Origin of the sequence: Phyllobacterium sp. SB3, from assembly GCF_040009165.1 — a bacterium.
In the GTDB taxonomy this organism is placed as follows: Bacteria; Pseudomonadota; Alphaproteobacteria; order Rhizobiales; family Rhizobiaceae; genus Phyllobacterium.
Genome location: NZ_JBDYKI010000012.1, coordinates 16676 through 39797 on the forward strand (window position 1 = coordinate 16676; position 23122 = coordinate 39797).

21 protein-coding genes are annotated in these 23122 nt (G+C 55.0%); 15 read left to right on the plus strand and 6 right to left on the minus strand.

The genetic code is table 11. The features are described 5' to 3' along the window. Positions 1 to 57 precede the first annotated feature (57 nt). From ABKW30_RS27210 to ABKW30_RS27270, 13 genes are all read left to right on the plus strand, one after another. Positions 58 to 942 (plus strand): amidohydrolase family protein, encoded by an 885-nt coding sequence (locus tag ABKW30_RS27210; protein WP_348602176.1) that lies wholly within the window; start codon positions 58 to 60, stop codon positions 940 to 942. Next, positions 929 to 1843 carry an NAD(P)-dependent oxidoreductase gene (locus ABKW30_RS27215; protein WP_348602083.1) on the plus strand — a complete coding sequence of 305 codons (915 nt, stop codon included), beginning with the start codon at positions 929 to 931 and terminating at the stop codon, positions 1841 to 1843. Before ABKW30_RS27210 ends, ABKW30_RS27215 begins: the two co-directional genes overlap by 14 nt. Continuing rightward, positions 1840 to 2751, plus strand: coding sequence for an NAD(P)-dependent oxidoreductase (locus tag ABKW30_RS27220; protein WP_348602084.1), 912 nt, complete (start codon positions 1840 to 1842; stop codon positions 2749 to 2751). The genes ABKW30_RS27215 and ABKW30_RS27220 overlap by 4 nt, the downstream gene beginning before the upstream one ends. 19 nt (positions 2752 to 2770) lie before the next feature. Next, positions 2771 to 3517, plus strand: a complete 747-nt coding sequence (locus ABKW30_RS27225; protein ID WP_348602085.1) for an SDR family NAD(P)-dependent oxidoreductase — start codon at positions 2771 to 2773, stop codon at positions 3515 to 3517. Positions 3518 to 3590: 73 nt separating this feature from the next. Continuing rightward, complete coding sequence (locus tag ABKW30_RS27230) at positions 3591 to 4178, plus strand: hypothetical protein (RefSeq protein WP_348602086.1); 588 nt, start codon at positions 3591 to 3593, stop codon at positions 4176 to 4178. A 31-nt stretch (positions 4179 to 4209) separates the two neighbouring features. Continuing rightward, positions 4210 to 5130 (plus strand): N-acyl homoserine lactonase family protein, encoded by a 921-nt coding sequence (locus ABKW30_RS27235; RefSeq protein WP_348602087.1) that lies wholly within the window; start codon positions 4210 to 4212, stop codon positions 5128 to 5130. Next, entirely contained in the window at positions 5111 to 6133 is a 1023-nt protein-coding gene (locus ABKW30_RS27240) for an ABC transporter permease (RefSeq protein ID WP_348602088.1), read from the plus strand. Before ABKW30_RS27235 ends, ABKW30_RS27240 begins: the two co-directional genes overlap by 20 nt. An 85-nt stretch (positions 6134 to 6218) precedes the next feature. After that, entirely contained in the window at positions 6219 to 7424 is a 1206-nt protein-coding gene (locus ABKW30_RS27245; protein ID WP_348602089.1) for a substrate-binding domain-containing protein, read from the plus strand. An 86-nt stretch (positions 7425 to 7510) separates the two neighbouring features. Next, positions 7511 to 10036 carry an ATP-binding cassette domain-containing protein gene (locus tag ABKW30_RS27250; RefSeq protein ID WP_348602090.1) on the plus strand — a complete coding sequence of 842 codons (2526 nt, stop codon included), beginning with the start codon at positions 7511 to 7513 and terminating at the stop codon, positions 10034 to 10036. Positions 10037 to 10227: 191 nt separating this feature from the next. Then, a complete protein-coding gene (locus ABKW30_RS27255) occupies positions 10228 to 11229 on the plus strand; it encodes a 4-hydroxythreonine-4-phosphate dehydrogenase PdxA (protein ID WP_348602091.1) in 1002 nt (333 codons plus the stop codon). A 33-nt stretch (positions 11230 to 11262) separates the two neighbouring features. Further along, complete coding sequence (locus ABKW30_RS27260; protein ID WP_348602092.1) at positions 11263 to 12261, plus strand: LacI family DNA-binding transcriptional regulator; 999 nt, start codon at positions 11263 to 11265, stop codon at positions 12259 to 12261. Positions 12262 to 12335: 74 nt separating this feature from the next. Further along, on the plus strand, positions 12336 to 13103 hold the full coding sequence (locus tag ABKW30_RS27265; protein ID WP_348602093.1) for an SDR family oxidoreductase: 768 nt from the start codon (positions 12336 to 12338) through the stop codon (positions 13101 to 13103). Between the two features lie 660 nt (positions 13104 to 13763). Continuing rightward, a complete protein-coding gene (locus ABKW30_RS27270; RefSeq protein ID WP_348602177.1) occupies positions 13764 to 14108 on the plus strand; it encodes an MFS transporter in 345 nt (114 codons plus the stop codon). Positions 14109 to 14216: 108 nt separating this feature from the next. On the opposite strand, the gene ABKW30_RS27275 is transcribed toward ABKW30_RS27270, so the two are convergent. The 6 genes from ABKW30_RS27275 to ABKW30_RS27300 form a co-directional block, all read right to left on the minus strand. Continuing rightward, entirely contained in the window at positions 14217 to 14900 is a 684-nt protein-coding gene (locus tag ABKW30_RS27275) for a GntR family transcriptional regulator (RefSeq protein WP_348602094.1), read from the minus strand. A gap of 128 nt (positions 14901 to 15028) precedes the next feature. Then, positions 15029 to 15832: an alpha/beta hydrolase gene (locus ABKW30_RS27280; protein WP_348602095.1), complete on the minus strand. Its 804-nt coding sequence runs from the start codon at positions 15830 to 15832 to the stop codon at positions 15029 to 15031. 57 nt (positions 15833 to 15889) lie between these two features. After that, entirely contained in the window at positions 15890 to 16960 is a 1071-nt protein-coding gene (locus tag ABKW30_RS27285; protein WP_348602096.1) for a hypothetical protein, read from the minus strand. Between the two features lie 378 nt (positions 16961 to 17338). Then, entirely contained in the window at positions 17339 to 17749 is a 411-nt protein-coding gene (locus tag ABKW30_RS27290; protein WP_348602097.1) for a heme-binding protein, read from the minus strand. Between the two features lie 67 nt (positions 17750 to 17816). Beyond that, positions 17817 to 18404, minus strand: a complete 588-nt coding sequence (locus ABKW30_RS27295; protein WP_348602098.1) for a hypothetical protein — start codon at positions 18402 to 18404, stop codon at positions 17817 to 17819. A gap of 42 nt (positions 18405 to 18446) precedes the next feature. Beyond that, positions 18447 to 19220, minus strand: a complete 774-nt coding sequence (locus ABKW30_RS27300) for an alpha/beta hydrolase (protein WP_348602099.1) — start codon at positions 19218 to 19220, stop codon at positions 18447 to 18449. A gap of 332 nt (positions 19221 to 19552) precedes the next feature. On the opposite strand from ABKW30_RS27300, the gene ABKW30_RS27305 reads away from it, so the two are divergent. Next, positions 19553 to 21067 (plus strand): sugar ABC transporter ATP-binding protein, encoded by a 1515-nt coding sequence (locus ABKW30_RS27305; RefSeq protein WP_348602100.1) that lies wholly within the window; start codon positions 19553 to 19555, stop codon positions 21065 to 21067. A 23-nt stretch (positions 21068 to 21090) separates the two neighbouring features. Further along, entirely contained in the window at positions 21091 to 23106 is a 2016-nt protein-coding gene (locus ABKW30_RS27310; protein ID WP_348602101.1) for an ABC transporter permease, read from the plus strand. Positions 23107 to 23122: the final 16 nt, after the last annotated feature.

The window sequence follows — 23122 nt, forward strand, 5'->3', positions numbered from 1 at the left end:
TAAAAGTCTGTTCCCAAAACAAGCTCATGTGCAGGAAGGGAGACTGACGTGATCGATATGCCAATGGTGGATGCACACATTCATTTCTGGGATCCAACGAAGAACTATTATCCTTGGCTCAACGATCTACCGTTGATCCCTTTCAGGTATGGTGATTACTCCAGGATATGCCGGCCATATCTTCCGAACGATTACAAGCGTGATGCTGGCGAGCATAATGTTGTTAAGACAGTTTATATCGAAGCGGAATGGAACCCAAGCGATCCGCTCGGGGAAATGACCTATATTGCATTGTTGCGCGAGAAAACGGGCTGGCCGAATGTTGCTGTTGGGCAAGCTTGGCTCGATCGGAGCGACAGGGAGCTTGTTCTCGAAAGACTTAGCCAATTCGACTTCGTACGTGGATTGCGACATAAGCCTCGATACAATCCGGGTCCGGGATTGGCAACGCCCGGCAGCATGGTCGATCCGCATTGGGTCGAAGGATTTGCCTTGCTGTCGCAATATGGACTGCGCTTTGATCTCCAAACGCCGTGGTGGCATTTACACGAGGCATGCGTTCTCGCCGATAAATTTCCCGAAACATCCATTATTCTGCTGCATTCCGGCCTGCCCGCAGATCGCAGCCCGGAAGGAATACTAGGCTGGAAGTCTGCGATGACAGAGTTTTCGAAGCGATCGAACGTCACCGTCAAAATATCGGGCATCGGTTTGCCGGGACAGCCATGGACCGTCGTTAACAATCGCGACATTGTCCTAACGATCATTGATCTTTTCGGCCCCGACCGATGCATGTTCGGAAGCAATTTCCCGGTCGATAGCCTCTGTGGCAACCTTGATGAGATTTTCAACGGATACAAAATCATAACTGAAAGCTTGGGAGACGAGATTCAGAAGAAGCTCTTTCATGACAACGCGGTGAGAATCTATGACATCCGCTAAACCCCGATTGGCCTACATAGGGTTAGGCTTGATGGGTGGGCCAATGGCTCGACGCCTGCTTTCGCTTGAGTATCCAATGCGCGTATTCGACGTCGATGCTGGCAGAATGGCGGGCCTAGTCAAGGCCGGTGCCGTTCAGACGTTCTCGCCGATCGCCTGTGCGAAAGGCGCAGATGTCATTCTCATCAATCTCCCATCACAATCCGCGATTGAAGCGGTCGTTTTTGGAGAAGATGGGTTGCTTGGATCCCTTTCCACCGAGAGCGTTGTCGTTGATTTTTCGACCGTTTCGCCAGACTTTTGCCGTCGAATTGCTGAGCGAGCAACAGATAAGACCGGTAGCCAATGGATCGACGCACCCGTATCAGGGGGCCCGTCAGCGGCCGCCGATGGGACGCTAACAATCATGATGGGTGGAACCCAACAGGCTGTAAAAGCGCTACGCAGCCTCTTTACAGATATTGCTCGTCAGGTAACGCATGTAGGCAAAACGGGCACGGGATCGGTTGCCAAAATGATCGCTCAGCTCATCGTGGGGTCAAATTATGCGGTCCTTGCTGAAGCTGTGCGGCTTGCCGAAGCATCAGGGATGAATGCCGCGCTTTTGCCGGAATGTGTAAAATTTGGACATGCCGATGGCGTTCTCATGCAGCAACTCTATCCGCGGATCGCTGCCCACGACTTCACCCCGCGGGCTTATGCCAGACAGCTGTTGAAAGACCTTGAAATGGTGCAGGAGGAGGCCCGCGTTGCGGGAACGGCTACTCCAATGTCCGGACAGGCGACACAACTCTTCCGACTTTTGATTGCGGCCGGGCACGGCGACATGGACGGGACCGGGATCTACCGTCTTTACGAAGGCGTCGAAAATCACCACGAAAATCGAGGAGGAGCACAATGAGCAACGACGCATATGGGTTTGTGGGACTCGGAGCAATGGGTTTCCCAATGGTAAGCAAGGCTGTTGAAGCCGGGTTGTCCGTTTTCGTGTTTGATACAAGCAGCGCGGCACTCGAAGCAGTGGTCGCAAGAGGCGCAAAACGCGTTGGAAGTGCCGCGGCTGTCGCAGATGCAGCCGAGACTGTCTTTGTCAGCCTACCTGACGCATCGATCGTTGAAGCCGTGGCATTGGGCGAAACGGGGATCATTCACGGTTCGCGGATTAAACACTATATTGATCTGTCAACCACCGGTCCTACGATGGCGAGGACTGTTGCCGATGCCATGACACGCAAGGGTATCTCGACTCTCGATGCGCCCGTTAGCGGCGGGCCGATCGGTGTGCGCAACGGATCGCTGGCCGTAATGGCCTCCGGGTCTGAGGCGACCCTCGAAAAGGCCAAGGCCTTCCTAACCACCTTTGCTACAACCTTTGTCTATCTCGGACCGGAAGTTGGAAAGGCACAAGTGCTCAAACTTGCCAACAACCTGCTGACTGCCACCAATATGGTCATCGTGGGTGAGGCACTGGCATTTGCAGAAAAAGGCGGCGTCGCACCCGAAGATCTCTTTCGCATTATTAACGCCGGGTCAGGCCGCTCCTGGGTCTCGGAAGTCGCCTATCCGAAGCATGTTGTTACCCGCCAGTATGATCAGAATTTCCGGACGGAACTCATGCACAAGGACGTAACCCTGTGCATGCAAGAGGCTGAACGTATGGGTGTGCCGATGTGGCTTGGTTCGAATGTTCGCCAGTTCTGGCAGTTCGCCATGACTCAAGGGATGGCCAGCGAAGATTGTTCGCGAATTGCCGCTCTTATCGAAGGTTGGGCTGGCATCTCTGAAGACATCGTTGAGACCGCAGCATAACCAAAAAAGGAAGCGAAAAATGTTGAGGAATCGAACTGCCATCGTGACCGGGGCTGCTTCCCAGCGGGGCATCGGAAAGGCTATGGCGAGACATTTTGCCGAACAGGGATGTCGCGTTGCGATATTGGACTTGGACGCACGGGCTGCTGGCGAAGCGGCTCAGAGTATCGGTCCAGACCATATTGGGCTTGCATGTGACGTCCGTGACCCAGTCTTGTGCAGGAATGCCGTGGAAAAGGTCGCCGTGGAATTCGGCCATATAGATATACTCATCAACAATGCCGGGGTCAGTCAGCCAGATCGCTTGATGGAAATCACTCAGGAGAACTTTAATCTTGTGATGGACTCAAGCCTTCGGGGAAGCCTGAATATGGCTCAGGCCGTCGTGCCTTCCATGATCGCGCAAAAGCGTGGCAGCATCGTTTCTGTCGGATCGGTCGCAGCTCAAATAGGCGGCGGTATCTTTGGCGGCCCGCACTACTCAGCCGCCAAAGGTGGCATCCATAGTCTGACCAAGTCAATGGCTAGGGAATTGGCCCTCCACAACATCCGTGTCAATGCCATCGCTCCGGGGACGATCGACACAGATATATTCGGTGATCGTCTTGATCAGCAAAAACGGGATGAGATTGTCGCAAACATTCCGCTTGGGCGGTTAGGGACTGCTGACGACATTGCAAAGGCCGCCCTTTTCCTTGTCTCCGATCTTTCCGACTACATCACGGGCCTCATTCTCGATGTCAATGGAGGCCGCTTCATGCATTGACGCAGGAATATCAAAACGGCCGGGAGCGCCGTTGCGAGGACTGATTTGATCGGGAGGAGAACCGTACATGTCCATGAGTAATACACAAATCTACCCAGCATCACAGGCGAAGCCGAAGGGAGCGGACTTCGGTGGGAAACTCCGGTGCGAGTCGATAAACCCTGCCGGAGAGGGCATGCATGAGGCCTCCTGTGTGACATGGTCCAGCAAGCCTGCGGAGTTCGATGCGATTGCTGCATATTTGTCGGCCATTCGGCCGGTCTACGATGCAGCGAAGAATTGCATCGGTCAGCTCTCTGGAATTCTGCTGTTATTACAGACGGCCAGTCTTGAACGCCGAAATGAACTGATCGGTGCTTCAGTTGCGCAACAGCTCAGCCGTAGCGAGGATCTCTGGCGCGCCATTCAAGGTCCACACATTGTTCAAAAACACAGGGCAAAGATTGGTCAACTTCTAGGGCTGCTTCGCAAGGTTCTGACGCGTCTCGATAGACTTGAGAGCTTTGTGGACCGGTCCAGTCCCGACCTTGAAACGGTAGTAAACGCGCTGTTTACCGCACATCGGACTTTGCTTGAGCTCTCCGACCCGGACAGGGGATTAAGTCCAATCGATTTTACAGCGGCCTGCTGCAACTGTCGGTCCATCAGCGGAAAAGTATGACTGCCAATAAGCGTATGAGGGGAGGAAACTCATGTCACTATATTCTATTTATGTGCTCGAATACGGCTATGTACCGGAATACCACAAGAGCGGATTGATCTACGGTGCCCATAACGAAGGGTACGTGAAGCTGCCTTATTGTTATGCCGTCATAAAAGGCGACGGCTGGGCTGCCATGGTAGACGTCGGGTATAACGACGCAGATTACGGAAAATACCTTGGGGATCTCTTCAACGTAAAAAATTGGCACAGCCCCCGTGACGTTCTGGCCGAGATCGGCCTCACGCCCGAAGATATCACCGCTGTTTTCGTTACTCATGCTCATTTTGATCATTTCGGAAACGTCGAGGCCTTCCCGAACGCCACATTTTATATCCAGAAAAAGGAACTCCAAGATTGGATCTGGGCAATGTCGCTACCAGATCGTATGCGCTGGATTCTGCATGGCATCGATTCAGCAGATATACTGCGCGGCGTTCAATTGGCACGCGACAAACGGTTGGTCGTGGTCGACGGCCCGATGGAAAACGTTTTTCCCGGCATTGATCTTCACGTTGCTTACGACACCCATACCTTCGCCTGCATGTGGGTTACGGTGCGCAATGATGGCCGGCCCGATTCCAACGATAGTTGGGTTTTAGCGGGAGATCTTGTCTACCAATTCGAAAACCTCAAAGGCTCGTCCGAGCAGTTGAAGATCGACGACATGTATCTTCCTGTCGGTCTCGCGACAGGAAGCCAGATCAACCTCATCATGGCTTCAGAAACGATGATGAGTCAGGTCGGGTACGAGATGAGACGCGTAATTCCCGTGCATGAAGAGCGCCTGAACACTGCGTTTCCGTCACGAATGAACGGTCTCGACTTGCGCATCAGTGAAATCTGTCTCGCCAGTGGTGCGGCCTCGTTAGTTGAAATTGAAGGAGGATCGAGTGGGAAATCTTTCCAATGACACGGGATCGAATGCTTCATTGCGGCTTCCCATAATAGTGCGCGTGCCAAGTTCTTTCGGGCCTACAGCCGGTATCACCGTCGTGACAATTCTGCTCTTTGCTGTCGGCGGGCTTATTTCGCCCCAGAGCCTTGGGAGCGGTGCAATTAACGGAATGCTACCGTTCGTCGCCGTTCTGGCACTCGTTGCACTTGGTCAGACACTGGTCATCCAGCAAGGCGGTATCGATCTGTCGGTGCCCGGCATTGTCTCTCTCAGCGCGGTTATTGTCTGTTATTTCTCGGATGGCCAGCAGGCCGGATTTCAGGCGGTCGGTCCGGCGATCATATATGCGTTTGCCGCATCAGCAATCGCCGGTTTGATGAGCGGTATTCTGGTGAGCAAAATTGGTGTGGCTTCCATCGTTGCCACAATCGGTGTGAATGCATTGCTCTACGGCTTGAATGTCAAGATTTCTGGCGGCACCCCTGTTGCGATTCCAGGCTCCATCGCAGCTTTTGCCAATGGCAAAATCCTGGGCATCACACAGTTGCTGTTTCTGACGGTGCTGGTCACCATGGTGGTCATTTTTATAGTCAAGCGCACTACATTCGGCCGATCATTTGAGGCTGTGGGGGCAAATAGCCGCGCTGCTCGCGCTGCGGGCCTTGTTGCGGACCGATACCAGATTGCAGCGTATGTCGGAGCCAGTCAGCTTTATGCCGCCGCCGGCATTCTTCTCGGTGGCCTTATGCAACTACCGAGCCCTCAGCAGGGGGACAACTATCTCATGCCATCTATTGCGGCGACGGTCCTTGGAGGCACGTCGCTCTTTGGCGGCAAGGGCAATCTTGCGGCCACCGTCATTGCGGCGCTCTTTCTGACACAGCTTCAACAGTTGGTATTGACGACAGGGTCGAGCGTCGGCGTGCAATTTCTCTTTCAGGGAGCCGCTATCCTGGTTGGGGTCGGTGTTTACGGTTTGAATTTCGGGAATCTCCGGCGAGCGATCGCCTTGAGGTAACGGCAGGCTGGGGATGCCCGCCGTTAATTGAGACCAACGCTGCCATGGTGGCCACGTTGGAAGAACAATTTTCATCTGGGAGGAAATGATGAAATCGTATTTAGGAATAACTGCTTCATCAGCGCTGGCTACTCTGATCGCTTCTGCTTCCATCAGTTTTGCGCCACATGTCATCACTTACGCTGCAGCTGAACCAGCCGCCTGGTGCAAAAACATCGCTGGTGGGATCTTCTGCGCGGAGCCTGCTGCCACGCCTCCGAGTTTTTGCGGCACGAAGCAGATTTCGGTAGCACTGGCTGACGGTTTCGCACAAAATCCATGGCGTCAAATGACAACAGCGGCTGCGATCAATGAAGCCAGCCAATGCCCCAACGTGACGGGCTGGGACCACACGGACGGTCAAGGAAACACTCAAAAAGCAATTTCGGACTTGAGTGGTCTGGCCGCACGGGGAGTCGAAGCTATCGTGGTTTTCCCGGACGCGGGGCCCGCTATGCTGCCTGCTGTTCGCGATGCCTTTAAACAAGGAAGTGTCGTCGTTCCTTACCGCGCCAGGGTAGGCGGCAAGGAGGGGGAAGACTATACCGTCTTTGTGGGTACCGATTTTCGCCAGGACGGCGTTGATTGGGGGCGCTGGATGGGAAAAGCCCTGAATGGCAAAGGCAATGTTGCCTATCTGGGTGGTCCGGCCGGTACCAGCCAAAGCCGGGAACGGGCAGAGGGTATTACGGAGGCCTTCAAAGAATACCCCGGAATTGTTCAGATTGGGCAAAAGCCATTTGAAGTGACGAACTGGGATTCGAGCATGGTCGCGAAATCGCTGGCCTCACTGATTTCACAGTACCCTCAAATTGATGGCGTCATCGCTGATCTGAGCATGGGTGTCGTTGCGTCTGGCGTTTTCGAGCGCGCCGGCCGTCCTTTACCGCTCATCGCCGGCGAAGACGCCAACGTCTTCGGTTGTACGTGGAAAAAGCTTCATGATGCCGACGCCAAATCCACTTTCCAATATACCACCAATAGTGCGGAACAGTGGAACGTAAGACTTGCTGTTCGATGGGCTATTGCCAAGGCAGCCGATGGCAAAATGGATCAACCTCTCGTTATAACCGATCCTAAAGGTGTGAAGCACACCGTGGCGGAACCCGAAACCAAGGAAGTAAAGAATTTCATTCTTGAAGATTCCATCGCGGGAACGACCTTCTGCAATCCTAAACTGCCTGAGTCTGCCTCAAACGGATCAAGCCTCACTGACGAGCAAGTTCTGGCTGCGTTGAAGGGCGGACTTTAACAGGCCAATCAAGCGGTCATGCTCGCCATGACCGCTTGCGACCGCCGGACCGCCGGACCGCCTATGGATATCTATGGAGGGTAAGTATGACAGCCATAAAACGACCATTTCCCATCGAAGCACCCGCCGCCGAACAAAAAGCGGTCGGACTGAGGATGGAAAACGTATGGAAACGCTTCGGCCCGGTCATAGCGGTCCAGGACATATCGTTTACGGCGAGGTGTGGTGAAATTCACGCCCTTCTCGGTGAGAACGGAGCTGGCAAATCCACGCTGATGTCGATCGCCTCCGGTAACCTTCGGCCCGACGAGGGAACGATCGAGATATGCGGGCAGGCGTTCGACCGTTTGAGCACAAGCCAGGCACAGCGTCTTGGGTTGGCGTTGGTGCATCAACATCCGGCTATCCTTCCCGACTTGTCTGTCGCCGAAAATATTCTCTTGGCTGTGCCCCGGGATCTTCGCAAGGGTGAAAGCAACGGGGATGGCTGGGTCCGTGCTCAACTCCGGCGCGTGGGATGCAGCGCGGATCCATCGGCGCGTATGATCGATGTCGATATTGCCCAGAGCCAGCTAATCGAACTTGCCAAGGCGCTTGCCGTTGAGCCGAAGGTTCTCATTCTGGATGAGCCGACCGCAGCACTGACACCAGATCTGGTGGACATATTGTTTGAGAACGTTCGTGGAGCTGCTGCACGCGGAGCTGCGGTGATCTACATCTCCCACCGCTTGAAAGAAATACGGCAAATAGCCGATACCGTCACTGTGATGCGTGATGGTGAAGTAAAAGGCTCAGACCTCATCGACAATGTCAGCGATGACCAAATCCTTAACCTTATCGTGGGGCGGACGATCACAAAGACGTTTCCGCTTAAATCACCGGGAATTAATACAGGTACATCGACTTTGGACGTTGCCGGATTGTCGGGAAACGAATTTTTCGACGTCAATATGTCCGCGCGGGGAGGGGAAATCATTGGGATTGCCGGGATTTCAGGGAACGGGCAAAGCGAATTCCTTCGGGCACTGGCGGGGTTAAAGAATGCAAGCGGCGCGGTTTCGCTACAGGGCGTGCCAGTGGAGCTGAACAATCCAGCAAGCGCGCGCAGGGCGGGAATAATATACCTTTCCGCCGATCGCCAGCACGAGGGCGTTTTTCCAAGCCTTTCCGTGCGCGAAAACAGCACCATTTCTGCACTGTCAAGGTTTGCACGGTTCGGCATTGTCAATAAAACGCTGGAGCGCCAGCGTATGGAAGAACAACGTGTTGATTTGAACATCCGTACTGCTTCCATTGATCACAAGATAACGACACTCTCCGGTGGTAATCAGCAGAAAGTTATTCTATCACGCGCGCTGCTGGCGGAGGCCGGTATCGTTCTGGCCGAAGAACCAACTGCCGGCGTTGACGTGGGAGCCCGAGCCGAAATCTATCGAATCCTACGCGACGTCGCGAGCAGGGGGACACTTGTCATTATCGTCTCCTCCGATCTCGTCGAGTTGGAAGGGTTATGTGACCGCGTTCTGATTTTCTCTCGCGGCCAGGTGATTGACGAATTGCAAGGTGACGATGTTAGCGAAGCACGTATTGGCCGAAGCATGATTTCCGCGACCACCCACAGAAGGCTGGATGGCACCACCGAACAAACTCAACGCCAGGCGTGGTGGCGCGGAATGACGGCGAGCGATTATGTGCCAAGCGTTGTTCTTGCAGTCCTTATTGCAATATTGGCAATGGTTGCCGCCGGGCACAACCTGCGGTTTATCTCCGCATTTAACGTCGAGAAAGTGTTGTTTCTGTCCGCTGCCTTGGCCTTCGTCTCGTTCGGCCAACTTTTTACCGTTCTAATTGGTCGTATTGATCTTTCTGTGGGGCCGTTGATCGGTTTGTCACTGGTCATCGCGTCCTTCTTCTTGAATGAGGATGTAAGCGCCGCCACGGTGGTGCTCGGAGTGTTCGCCGTTTTTGGCGCTGCATGTCTTGTGGGTCTCGCCAATGGCATCCTTGTGCGTTTTGGGAATTTTACGGCGGTCGCAGCGACACTGGGCATCTACATCATCATACAAGGCATGTCCGTTTTACTAAGACCTTATCCAGATGGAAGTATTGGCTCGGGCTTCATGTCTGCCATGAAAACTACTGTGGGAAGCGTTCCAGTCATGTTCGCAGTCGCTGTGACGATGGCGATTGGATTGGAAGTTTTATTGAGATACACCCGCTGGGGAATGAGCCTGCGTGCTGTTGGTTCCGATGAACGAGCCGCCGACCATATAGGCGTAGAGACTGGCCTGGTCGTTATCGGGGCCTTTGTTTTGTGCAGTTTGATGACCGCTATCGGTGGACTGATGGTCGCGGCCCAACTTGGTATTGGAGATGCCAACCAGGGCATTGAATACACGCTCGGCAGTATCGCGGCAGTGGCGCTGGGCGGCGCGAGCCTCTACGGCGGGAGGGGAAGCTTCATTGGCGTATTGCTCGGAGCGGTGCTGATACAAGAAGTCAATTCATCGATGGTTTTCTTCGGGCTGTCTCAAGCTTGGCAATATTGGTTCATCGGACTTCTTACGCTCTGTGCAGTCGCGATATATTCGCAATCGCAAAGAGCCCAATAAATTGGGTGCCTCGATATGAGTGGGATGGGACGCGCTGCCGATATGCCCTTCATTCACAGAGGCGACCGGCCAGCGACGCTGCAAGGATAATGGTCGACAGTGAGGGAACCGGCCACCGGCAGAATTGATTAGGTCGAGCATACGTATGCATTATGCTAAGCATAAATAACATCCAATAGTGGAGACACAGAATGACCATGACGACGATCGGCCTGGTGTGCGGAGATCCTTCAGGTGTGGGCCCCGAATTGTCCGCAAAATTGATCCGCGCTAAAGTGCGTGACGAAAACTTGCGTATTGCTGTGTTTTCTGGACTAGAAAGTCTCGAAGACGGCTATCGCATTGCCGGGATGTCTGGCCTGGAAGTACCTGTAGTTGATAGTGTGAAAGCCATTCCGGATCGACCAGGCGCCGTGTTGGTGCAATGTGGCGACGATCGCGGATATAGCCCGGGTGTGGCGAGTGCAGAAGGGGGAGTGGCAGTTCTGTCCGCCTTGGAAGCGGTGGCTCAGTCGGCCGTTGCTGGTGAGATTGACGCGATTGTGTATGGTCCGTTAAATAAACAAGCGATGTGGCTTGCGGGGCATAAGGCGATCGATGAACTGCATTTCTTCAAAGAGCGCCTGGGAGTTTCCGGATTTTGCTGCGAGTTAAACAAGCAGGGAGAATTGTGGACAACCCGGGTTACATCTCACATTCCCCTGCGGCTAGTGACAGATAATATTAGTGTAGATACGATTGTCGCAGCAACCGAGGCCGGTGTTCAGGCGTTCGAGGCAGCCCAAAAAAGACGGCCTAGAATCGCGATTGCTGGACTTAACCCGCATCTGGGTGAAGGCGGCGCGATGGGCCGCGAAGAGATTGACGTAATTATGCCAGCCATCAAGGCGCTACGTGCCCGAGGCCATGACGTTGCAGGTCTTTACCCTGCCGATACCGTTTTTTTGCGGATTGCGAGCGAATGCATTGATGTTGTCGTCACAATGTTTCATGACCAGGGGCAGATAGCGCTAAAGGCATTGGGATTTGCCAACACCTCTACGGTTCTTGGCGGCCTGCCGCTTCCTGTCGTGACGGCTTCCCAAGGTACAGCTTATGATATCGTTGGCAGAAATCTGGCCGATCCCACGGGGCTAATCAATGCATTCGAACTTGCGCATCAATTGGCTGTTTCAAGAGGGAAAAAGTCGTAAGGTCTCGCAGCCGAAATTGAACAGGGACCTACAATGACAGATCGAGCGACTTCAGTGGACGTTGCGCGCGCAGCCGGTGTTTCACAATCGACTGTTTCTCGCGCATTGTCGGATGACAAACGAATATCTGAGGAAACGAAAAAGAAAATTCGCAAAGCAGCTGAGCGCTTGGGCTATACACCAAACGAGATCGCCAGAAGTTTACAAACCAATAAAACAAACATGATCGGTCTGATCATGGCGGATATTCAAAACCCCTTCTATCCCACGGTTCTCGAGGTGTACACCCAAAAGTTGCACTCCATGGGCAAACGATTGCTACTTCTCTCAGTCCCGAGGGGCTTTGAAGTGGACGACGTTTTGCCATCAATGCTCCAGCATCAAGTCGATGGTCTTGTTGTAACGTCGGCCGTCGTTTCGTCGAAACTACATAAAATCTTGAAAGTGCATAAGACGCGAACGGTCCTGCTGAACCGTTCGGTGGATGACTTCTCTCTCAATTCTGTCTGCTGTGAAAATACGACGGCGTCCATAGAGGTTGCCTCTTTTCTCGTTCGTGAAGGACATCGGCGGATGGCGCTCATCGGTGGTCGCCCAGACACGTCCACCCATCGCGAGCGCCATCAGGGTTTCCAAAGTGAGCTCAATCGCCATGGCCTTGATATTGTAGATGAAGAATACGGCGGCAACACTTATGAGGGCGGTTATCAGGCAGCCTTGAGACTTTTCTCCAAGGACATTCCGCCCGATGCAATTTTCTGCATCAGCGATGTGATGGCGCTCGGCGCTTTAGACGCCCTTCGTTATGAGCTGAAACTTCGCGTTCCCGAGGATGTATCAATCGTCGGTTTCGATGATATTCCCGCCGCTTCATGGCCGTCCTACAACCTGACGACGGTCAGGCAGCCGGTTGAAGCCATGGTTGGACGTTCACTGGCTATCCTTTTTGATCCTGAGGATTACCCGCCGGTATCCATCAAAGTACCGGGCGAACTCATTATCCGAGGCTCTGTCAAAACCGGCGCAACTTAATCTGCATCAGCGTTAGCGTCACTCAAACGTCAACAATCGCGGTGCATACGTATACATAAGAATGGAGGATTACTATGGAACATCCTGAGTATATCCCGGACTTCCGGCTAGACGGAAAACGCATCCTGATTACCGGTGCTGGAAGAGGGATCGGACTTGCGGCGGCTCATGCGCTTGCACATTTCGGCGCAGAGGTTGTTTTGGCAGCACGGACAGTCGGCGAAATTGAAGCCGCCGCTACGAATATCTGCTTAGCAGGAGGGCGAGCCAGGGCATTGGCTCTGGATGTGCGGGACATCGACGCCGTGCAGCAACTTTTTTCCGAGAATCCGCCGTTTCATGTTTTAGTGAACAATGCAGGGATGAACCGCACAGCCAATTTTCTTGAAGTACCGCGATCTGACTTCGATGACATCATGGGACTGAATGTCCGCGCTTCTTTCTTTGTTGCCCAAGCTGCCGCTTGTCGTATGGCCGATGAAAAGTTGCATGGCAGCATTATTAACGTGTCCTCGCAGATGGGGCACGTCGGAGCAGCGACCCGAAGCGTCTATTGTGCATCCAAATGGGCAATAGAAGGGTTGACGAAAGCGGCCGCTATCGACCTTGCACCGCTTGGAATCCGAGTGAATTCCATATGCCCTACCTTCATCGAGACACCACTCGCAGATGGGTTTCTTAGAGATCCAGAGTTCAAGGCGCAGGTACTGTCCAAGATCAAGCTTGGACGGATCGGTCGCGTCAACGATGTTACCGGTGCAGTTGTGTTTCTATCGTCGGATGCATCAGCTCTTATGACAGGTTCGTCAATTGTGATCGATGGTGGCTGGACTGCGGACTAGTGGTGGCTATCCGTAAAGACACCACAGGCGCCTTTCAAGATCACGCACTCTCGCGAAATCCTATTTTCAGAGTGTTAGGACTTGAGCACAATATTATTGCAGGGCGGGCGGCACGGTTTGCAATGTTGGCATATGCCACGCCGGACTTGGGTCCGTCAGAGATCCATGGGACACCGTCAAATACGCGTTAGGTTCACCCTAAACTCAAACTCCACGATAATAATCGTGCATATTATGCCAACGTATGCATGGCGCGCGATGCATTTTTGTTTTCGTAATAGGAATTTCAGGACCATTCATAAGCTTCACCCGGAGCGATCAATTTCCCGTGGATTCGGTAAGGCCAAGCGAAAAATAGCACATTTCAATCAATTCTGTCGAATTAATCCCACGTTTGCTCCCATCTTCATCAGGAGTCCTCCATAAGAGCCAAGAGTTTTTGTGCCCTTCACGTATGCCCTTGTCATCTGACACCGAAAACATTCCGTGTATTTATGCATACGTATGCCTCAGAGGAAAGGAGTCCTCTGGGCGACCCAACCCGATATCTGTTGTCCCAATATTACACTGGTCGACGATGGTGTTGTGGGTGGCTAACTAGGAGGAAAAAATGGTCGAAATCGGATGTGCTACGGCGTTTAAAGAGCGAAGCGCAAAGGAATCCAGTCCTGTAAAGGTGGCTTTCTCCAGTCTTATCGAAAAACGATAGAATGGTATGACTACTATATCTTTGGTGTTGCTGCAGTCCTGATCTTCAGCACACATTTCTTCCCGAATTTGGACCCGGTAACAGGCACTCTTGCTTCGATGACGACACTTGCAGTAGCGTTTATTGCAAGGCCTTTCGGGGGGATTATCTTTGGTCACTTTGGCGATCGAATAGGCCGCAAAACTATGCTCGTATATTCGATTGGTTTGATGGGAGCAGCGACATTTGTCATCGGGTTGCTCAAATCGCGGCCAGATCGCCAATCGTTTCCATTTTCATCGAAAACACTTGACTGACCATCGCCATAGCACCCAAGCAGTGACGGCTTGGCACGAAATCACCAAAGTGATGCCGGCACCGCGATGCTGGTTCAGGTGGCCACGTACTCGCGCGCGATCGTGCGTCTATGTAAGACTGATCTCCAAGTTTCTCAGTGCATTGGAATGGTTCGAGCGGATCAGCGCCCCGGCAAGATTCGCGTCGCGTTGCTGATAGGCCTTGATCAGTTGCCGATGGTCCTCCAGCGAGGCTTCCAGCCGACCGGGCTGGCAGAGGGAGACGCGCCGCAGGTGAATGGTGCGAAGCAGAAGCGATTCCACGATGCGTTTTGCGGTCTGGTTCTTGGAAACGGTAAGGTTCAGGTCGTGGAATGCGATGTTGGCCCAGAGATAGGCCCTGATATCGTCGTTGTGGTGGGCCCGGTCCATTTCATTGACGGCCTGCTCCAGCAGCTCCAGCTCGTTTTTGTCGGCGTTCCTGGCCACGTCGGCAGCGACGAATTCCAGCAGCACGCCGCGGGTTCGGTAGATCTCTCGTATCATCGGAACGTTCATTGCCTGGACCCTCGGCCGGCGTCGCGGCGGAATGTCGACAAGACCTTCCTTTTCCAGCAACATGAGGGCTTCTCTGATCGGAGTCCGGCTCGTCGCATAGCGACGTGCCAGATCCACTGAATTCAGATCATGGCCGGGCCGGATAACGTCCTCAATAATCTCTGCACCCACCTCGATGGCAATGCGCGTCACCAGGGATATGCGATCGTCGCGTGCAGCGATTATTCTACGGATGGTCGTCTCGGCGATGGCCAAGCTCTCTTCGGGAGTCATTCTCACGCGAGCGGGCAAAGACAAATCTCCCTGGAGCATTAGTGTAAAGTTGCAAACAATTCCATGACTCGGGTCAAATGGTCAAGCCTCACGCCGGGACACTGCATCCCCTAACGGTCCGTCAACGGCGGGGAATTCACGAGAAGATTTCGGCGCTCAAGAAACGCGGAAACGGCTGCCGCGAACTCCTGAGGCTGCTGATAGGGTATGAAATGCGCCCCTTGCGGAAATTCCGCCACGTCGGCATTCGGAAGCAGGTTGAGGATTTCGCGAGTGTGGGGCGCCGGGAACAGCCGGTCGTTCGTTCCCGGTACCAGTAAGACCGGGCACACGATCGATCGGAAATCCGCCGAGATATCCCCGTCGGCAACGCCCAGTGCAGCAAGGGCATAGTTCTCCGGCTTTTGCCGCACGAATCGCTCTTCGTAGAGCCTGCAGCGCTCGGTGTCATAATAGCCGAAGAAGGCATTCTCGATTGCTTGCGGAAGCAGGGACTGCATTCCCTGCTTGCGAACCACGTCCGCTCGCTGGCTGAGATTGGCCTTTCCCTCAGGCGTAATCCGGAAGCCCGGATTGGACATGACCAGCGCCGCCACGATCTCCGGGTAGCGTACGGCATAGCGGGCCGCTGCCATCGCGCCGACGGCGCAGCCCGCGACGACCATGCGTGTCAGGCCAAGTTCTTCGCGAATGCTCTCGATATCGTCCGATACCATGTCCAGGGTGAGAGGGCGATCGAGGTCCGGCGAGCAGCCGCTGCCTCTCAGGTCGCAACTCACCGTGGACAGCAGGGAATTCAGATAGAAACGGGTCTCGTCCCAGAACCTCCGGTCCGCGCCGAGCGGATGGATCATCAGGATGGCAATACCATCGCGTTTGCCCTGGACCTCATATGTGAGCCTTTCCTCCCGCATCCAAAATTCCCTTTGTCTTTTACGCGCCCACAGTATTTTCGGGAGCCGGGGTACCATTCAGCCGATGATATCGCTTTCGATCGGTACGAGAAACCTGCCGCGCTCGATCTTCTTCACGCCGTCGACTTCGAGCGTTGGATGAAGGATCACACCGTCCATGTGAATCTTGGATTTGATCGAGCCGCCGACGTCGACATTCGTCCCGAGGCCGAAATGCAGAGTGCCCATGATGTTCTTGTCTTCGCGCTGGATGCCGCGCACGACGGCTTTGGCGTTGACGCCGACGGAGGCTTCCGCCGGACACATATAGGCGTTCTCGTCGCCATAGGCTTCGAGGTAGTCACGCAAAATGCGCGCTTCCGGGCCGCCGTAGATGTCGACCACGCGTCCGTCCTTAACCGTAAGCTCGATCGGCGTATAGAGTCGGCCAATATGATGCATGGTCAGATCGATCACCAGCTTGCCGTTGGCGCTGCCCTCGACGGGCGCTACGTTGAATTCGCCGGTCGGGAAGAGATAATAGAGCAGATTGTTACCCGGGCGATTTTCGTCCTTGGCGAAATTGACGATCTTGTAGGGATCGAAGCTTGTACCAGGGATAGGGGGGCAGGTGATGCGTCCCTCGACACTATAAGTGAACTCAGTGCCATGGTCCGATGTCACGCGGCACGTCTTGGGATCGGGGCCAAAAACGTTTTTCGACACGTAATGCTTGCGCAAGGCGATCCTTTTCATGTCGTCCGTCACCGCCCCCGACTGGAACATTTCCAGCGTCATGCCACCGTCCATGCAGATCGACGGAATGCCGGCAGCCATGGCGTTGAAGCTTGCGGACGAATGCAGCATTCCGGTGGACGCGAGCAGAATGTTGAAGTCCGAATGCAGCATTGCTTCGGCGACCGCCGACGGTGGATCGTAGTAGTCAGCAGGCCTGCGCTCGAACAGCGCCAGCGTCGAGTCCGCGCCGATGTCGGCCAGAATAGTCATTATCGCCTGCCATACCCGCGGATCATGGTCGAAATCCGAGAGAACGAGGACACGGTTCCCCTTCTCGATATTCGTGACCAGCGGCTTCCGCAGATATTCCAGTGTCCCGGCGATAAAGCTGCCAGTGCCGTTATTCATCATGATCTCTCCTTGTGCGCCATTTGCATATTTGGCCGTGAAACATAAAGTCGACATTTCAGTTGATGTCAAGTGTAGTGTCGACACAATGAAGATTAACAATTTTATGACCCATTGGTTTAATTTAAAAATATCCAAAAAATACAGAGATAACACTCTTTTTGCGAGGAAGGTGTCGGCAGAATGGAGATTGGATAAAGGCGCGTTATGGCGCCAAGGTTCAGGCGCGCCGGACCGCTGGTGATAGCAGGATTGCGTGCTGAAGCTCACGAGGTGCGATCTAAAACTTGTTAGAGCATAGAATCCAATACCTTTTGGATAACTCCTGCGCGCCCGATTTGCTCGCTGGGCGGGGTGTCTAGGCGTTTTTGACGTGAAGGACTAGGCTGCCTCCAAACTGTCGACAATCGCCTGCGCAACCTGAATGTCTTCTTTGATTGTGCCTCCCGATGCGCCTACCGATCCGACGAGGGCGCCATTCCTGAAGACAGGAATACCCCCGCCAAAAGAAACAAACGGCCGCTCCTGGGCATGGGCGAGGCCGTAGAGCGCGGCGCCCGGCTGGACGAGTGGCGAAAGGTCACTCGTCGACATGGCGAGAGAGCTGGCGGCGAACGCCTTGCCCTGTGCTGCCTCGATGGTTCCAAGAGGTGCGCCCTCCATCCGCAGGAAGGCAAGAAGATTCCGGCCGGAATCCATTACTGCTATACTGTAGGGACGTCCAACCTGCTGCGCCGCCTGTTTCGATGTTTCCATCGCCTTCATGAGTTCCGAGCTTTTGATTGCGTTCATTTCATGTACCTTGCATTATGATTGGTTACAGTCGAACGGATCGTCCGTAGCGATGGGTGGCTACAAATCACGAATAAGGTTCATAGAGCGTGACCGTGTCGAGGCACTCGGCCACCGAACCGAACAGGTCGGGCTCGAGAAGCGTGTCTATCTGTCCATGTCCCTCGACGACGAGGAAGAAGTCAACATTATCCCCATCTGTGGTGGCGAAGACTCGAAGTTGCGTGACCTTGGGCTTTCCGATGAAGCTGCGCTTGGCACCCTCAACGATCGTTTCGGCATCGCCTTGACCCAATCCATGAAAGCCGACCAACAGCAGGCGGGAGGCCTGGGTGGTCAGCGCGTCGCCGGGATAGATCTGGACGGTGGGCGAGCGGATGAACCGGCCCCGTCTGATGACGCGCCGCGTCCACGGCGTGACATTGTCGCCTGCAACCGCCAGATAGCGGGGCGACTGCAGGACGCCTATGCCTTCGATGTCGTAGAGCGCCAAATAGCGGTGCGCGCCGCCAACAATGACATACCGTCGCGCAGCTTCGAAGCCGGGCACTGTCATGCGTTCGGTGATATGGTCCGTCTCGTACCAGTCGTTCAATTCTTCCTCGAAATCCGCTGGGGGATTCGTCCTGACGATCAGCATTCCCTTGTTGGTCATTTCCTCTCCTCTCCAATACTTCTGTCAATAATGAAGTCTGCTTCAGGCCCCGGACATTCCCAAAAACGGGAATACAGCCTCGGCAAACCGGTTGGGACATTCGATCTGCAGCATGTGCGGTGCGCCCTGGATCACCTTTAAAGTACTAATGGGTATGGCGTCGGCCAGCGCTTCGGCGGCGGCCATCGAGGTGCCGGCGTCGTGATCGCCGATTACGACAAGGCTCGGCATGGTCAGTTCAGGCAATCGCGCCAGCGTGTCATGTCCGGCGATCGCGCCCCAAGCGGCGTTCCAGCCTGCGGGACTGTCGGTCAAAAGCCTTTCGCGAACGCGGGAAACCTCTTTACTGCTGCGAAAGTCCGGCATGAACCAGCGCTCGATGGTCTCGTCGACGACAGCCTCCATCCCGAACTTGTCAGCCTTGTCACCGCGGGCCCGAACGTCTTGACTTGCTTCCGGTGGTATCCTGGCGCCGCATGCCGCTGCCACCAGGCGCTCGACAAGGTCAGGACGCCGGATTGCAAGCTCTTGCGCTATCATGCCCCCAAAGGACAGGCCCAGAACGGTTGCGCTGGTTATCTGCGAATCCCTGAACAGCGCCTCTATATCCTTGACATAGTCCGCAACATTCTCTCCGCCTTCGGCTGAAGGGGACCTCCCATGACCGCGAAGGTCGACCGCAATGACACGATATTTTCGCGAGCAAAGTTCAACCAGTCCTCCCCAGAATGAGTGATCAAGGCCGACCGGATGCAGTAGGACGAGCGCCGGACCCTCGCCACGAGATGCGAAATGCAGCTTCTTCACTGTGGCCATGACTGTTCCCTCTATTTCGCAAGTCACATAAAATTACGCAGAATGTCCACACTCTCAGCGTCGCCGATTTTTTGATAAATATCAGAACCAAGGCATTGCATCCAGATGCAACATGATTCTTATTGGAAAATAGCAAATGAATACAGCATTAAAATATAAAATTGTATCGGCGCGACTTAACTTGGCGGGGAGTGCGCTTGACATGGCATAATTTTGCGAGGATGTAAGATGTCGACACTATGCCTAGCTTGCCTCAAGGCGGGAGCTGGGAGTAAGAAGGCGGATCGGGAGGTGAGATGTTGGAAGAGGCGAGGGCGCTTGAAGTCCGAAACTTGACAAAGAGCTATGGTGCGACAAAGGCGCTTGCCGGCGCGAGCTTCTCCGTCGGCACTGGGGGCGCCCACGCGCTTTTGGGCGAGAACGGCGCCGGAAAGTCGACGGCCATCAAACTCCTGAGCGGTTTGATCCGCCCGGATTCAGGCACCATCTCTATCCATGGAACGGAAGTTGAACTTCGTGAGCCGCGCGATGCGCATAGGCACGGTGTGCAAACGGCCTTTCAAGAGCTGACGCTCGCGCCAAATCTTACCGTGCTTGAAAACATGGTGCTTGCCTATGAACCCACCAGGCTCTTCGGACAGGTGGATCGCAGGGCTGCGCGCCGCACCGTCGAACGGCATTTCGAGCAACTGCGGCTGACGGATCTGAATCTGCGCGCCGACGTGCGCGATCTCAGCCTGAATCAGCGTCAACGGATCGAGATCGCCCGGGCTTTAATGCGCAACCCGAAGGTGCTCTTCCTTGACGAGGCGACATCGGCTTTGGCCGGACGGGATATGGAATGGCTGGGCGAAATCATCAGGGAACTGAAGACCCGCGGCGTGACTATCGTAATGATCACGCACAAGATGGCGGAGGTGCGGGGCTATTGTGAGCACGTTACCGTGCTTCGTAACGGCCACGACGTCGGAACGTTCGAAACGTCGGCCGTGACAGATGAGGAACTGGTGGAAAAGATCATCGGGCGCTCGCTCGACGCAACCTTTCCTACGAAGCTCAAGGCAGCATCGAGCGAGAAGCCACTGCTGGCGCTCAAATCCGTAACCACGGAACAGCGCCTTGCCGATTGTTCCTTTGAATTGCGCCGCGGCGAAATCCTCGGAGTGGCCGGCCTTCAGGGAATGGGCCAGAATGAACTTTTCATGGCCTTGGCCGGAGCCACCCCCATTGTCGGCGGGACCGTCGAGGTCGAGGGAAAGGCGACCTTATACGCGTCACCACGCCAGGCGATCGATCTGGGCATCGCATTCGTTCCCGAAGAGCGCAAGACAGCCGGTCTGTTCCTTGGCCTTTCCGGTCAGGACAATATCGCTGCTTCGGTGCTGAAAAAGATGACGAAGCTCGGCTTCATCGATCGCCGCAAGGAAGCTGCCGAAGTCGCCGAAATGATGGATGTCGTGCAGATCGACAAGCGGGCGCTCTACACGTCAACAGGCTCCTTCAGTGGAGGCAATCAGCAGAAGATGGTCCTTGCCAAGGCGCTTCTGACGCGTCCACGAATTCTCCTGCTCTTCGATCCGTGCCGCGGCGTGGACGTGGGCACCAAGCACGAGATCTACATGCTGATGAACGCATTCACGGAACAGGGCGGTTCCGTCCTTCTCTATTCCAGCGAGACGCCGGAACTGGTCAATCTTTGCAACAGGGTGATCGTTCTCTACGGCGGGCGTGTCGTCGAAATCGTCAGCGATGACCGTGGCGAGCTGAGTGAAACGATGATTATGCGTGCTGCCCTTGGAAATGTTCCGCATGCCCGGCCACGCACTGTTGCCGAAGGAGTAAGTTAATGTTCGCCGCCTTGCCCGAGGGAGTGAAAGTCTATCTTCGCAAGAACCGCAGCGTGATCGTTGCCGCCATTCTCTATATGGCAATTTTCCTGCTCGTGAATGGCATTTCGGCGGATGCGTTCAGCTACTTCAACCTGAAGACAACCGTCGATACCGGCGGAACATTGGCCTTGGCCGCTATGGGGCAGTCGCTGGTCATCCTGACCGGCGGTTTCGACCTCAGCGCTGGCGCCGTGATCTCTCTCGTCAATGTCTTCGTCGGAAGCATGATGACCGATTCGATTGGCAACCAGGTCTTGGTCGGCCTGCTCGGCGTGGCGATCGGTGGCGCGGTCGGAGGGGTAAACGGGTTTTTCGTCTCCTATCTCCGGATGCAGCCAATCGTGGTCACCCTGGCGATGCTGTTCATCGTTCAGGGGCTCGCATTGCTGATCCTGCCCACTCCGGGCGGATATGTATCGCAGGACTTCATGAACTTCCTGTCGGGTGGTGCCATTTCCAATGTCCTGCCATCTTCCGTCATCGTTATGGCGGTTGTCATCAGCCTCTGGCTGCTGATCAAGAATTCCCGTTTTGGGCTGGCTGTCTATGCGGTGGGTAGCGACGAGGCGGCGGCGATGGCGGCCGGTATCAGGGCGCGCGGCGTGAAGTTTGCAGCCTATGTGCTGGCGGGTTGCTTCTATGGGGTCGCCGGCGTGTTCCTGAGCGCCCAGAGCGGCGGCAGCGATCCGCTTGTCGGCCAGCCGATGCTCCTACAGATATTTGCGGCTGTCGTGCTGGGAGGCACGGCGCTGGGCGGCGGTCGCGGTGGCGCCATCGGATCGGCGATCGGCGCCTATCTCCTGATGCTGTTCATCAATATCCTGTTGATCTTCAACCTGCCAGCCTATCTGGCCCCTATTGCCGACGGCTTGGTGCTCGTCCTGGCCGTTCTAGTGGGCATGATCGGAGCGCGGGACTCCTTCATTCGTAACATCGCCGACGTCATCCGCCGTTGCCGAGGCGCAGTTTCAAGCCGCGGACGGGCACCCGTTGCGTTCGCGGGGCGGACCTTGCGCAACGGATCGCTGCAAAATGCTGCTGTCGCTCCGAAGATCCGGTGGATCGATCGCCGCAGGGAGGACGTCCGTTCGGCCTTGCCTGCCTATATCGCCTTCGTGCTAGTGGTTATCGCGACCTGGTTCTATATCGGCTCACTGAACTCCGGCTACATTCATTCCCTTCTGGTGCTTTCGGCATTCCTCGGCATTTTGGCGTTCGGACAAACTGCGGTTGTACTGTCCGGCGGGCTGGATCTTTCGGTTCCGTGGCTCATTACGCTGGCCGGCGCTCTCTTTGCGGGCTGGGCCGGCGGCAGCGACCAAGCGCTTGTCTGGGTCGTACCCCTCGTACTCGTCTGTGGTGCCGCGATCGGCGTTGTTAACGGCTTAGGCATTGCTGTGCTCGGTTTGCCGCCCATCGTGATGACGCTTGCTGCGAACGGCATCCTACAGGGGATTACGCTCTTCTACACGCAAGGCTCCTCCACCGGCCTTGCGCCACAGACTGCGTCTTGGCTAACGAACGGCGCTCTCTTCGGCGTCGCTCCCCTCATCTGGTTCTTCGTGGCCTTTGCCGTCGTCGGCACGATCCTGCTGACGTCGACGCATCTCGGGAGACGAATCTACGCGGTCGGCAACAGCCCGGTGGTCGCTGATTTGTCGGGCATAAATGTCCGTCCCACCTTGATCACCGTCTATGCCATCAGCGGTTTTTGTGCGGCACTCGTCGGAATCCTCTTGGTAGGCTTCAACGGAGCCTCCAACCTCGGTCTTGGTGCAGATTATCTCCTGCCGTCGATTGCCGTGGTCGTTGCCGGTGGCGTTCTGATTACCGGCGGTCGCGGACACTATCTTGGCGTCATCGGCGGGGTGCTTCTACTTATCGCGCTGCAGATACTTATTACCGGCACGATGCTGCCGGATGCCGCGCGCAGCATAATTTTCGGGCTGGTGCTTCTCGGTGCGCTCATGGCGCTTCGTCAACGGCATGCGGCATGAGTTCCTGGGAGTTATA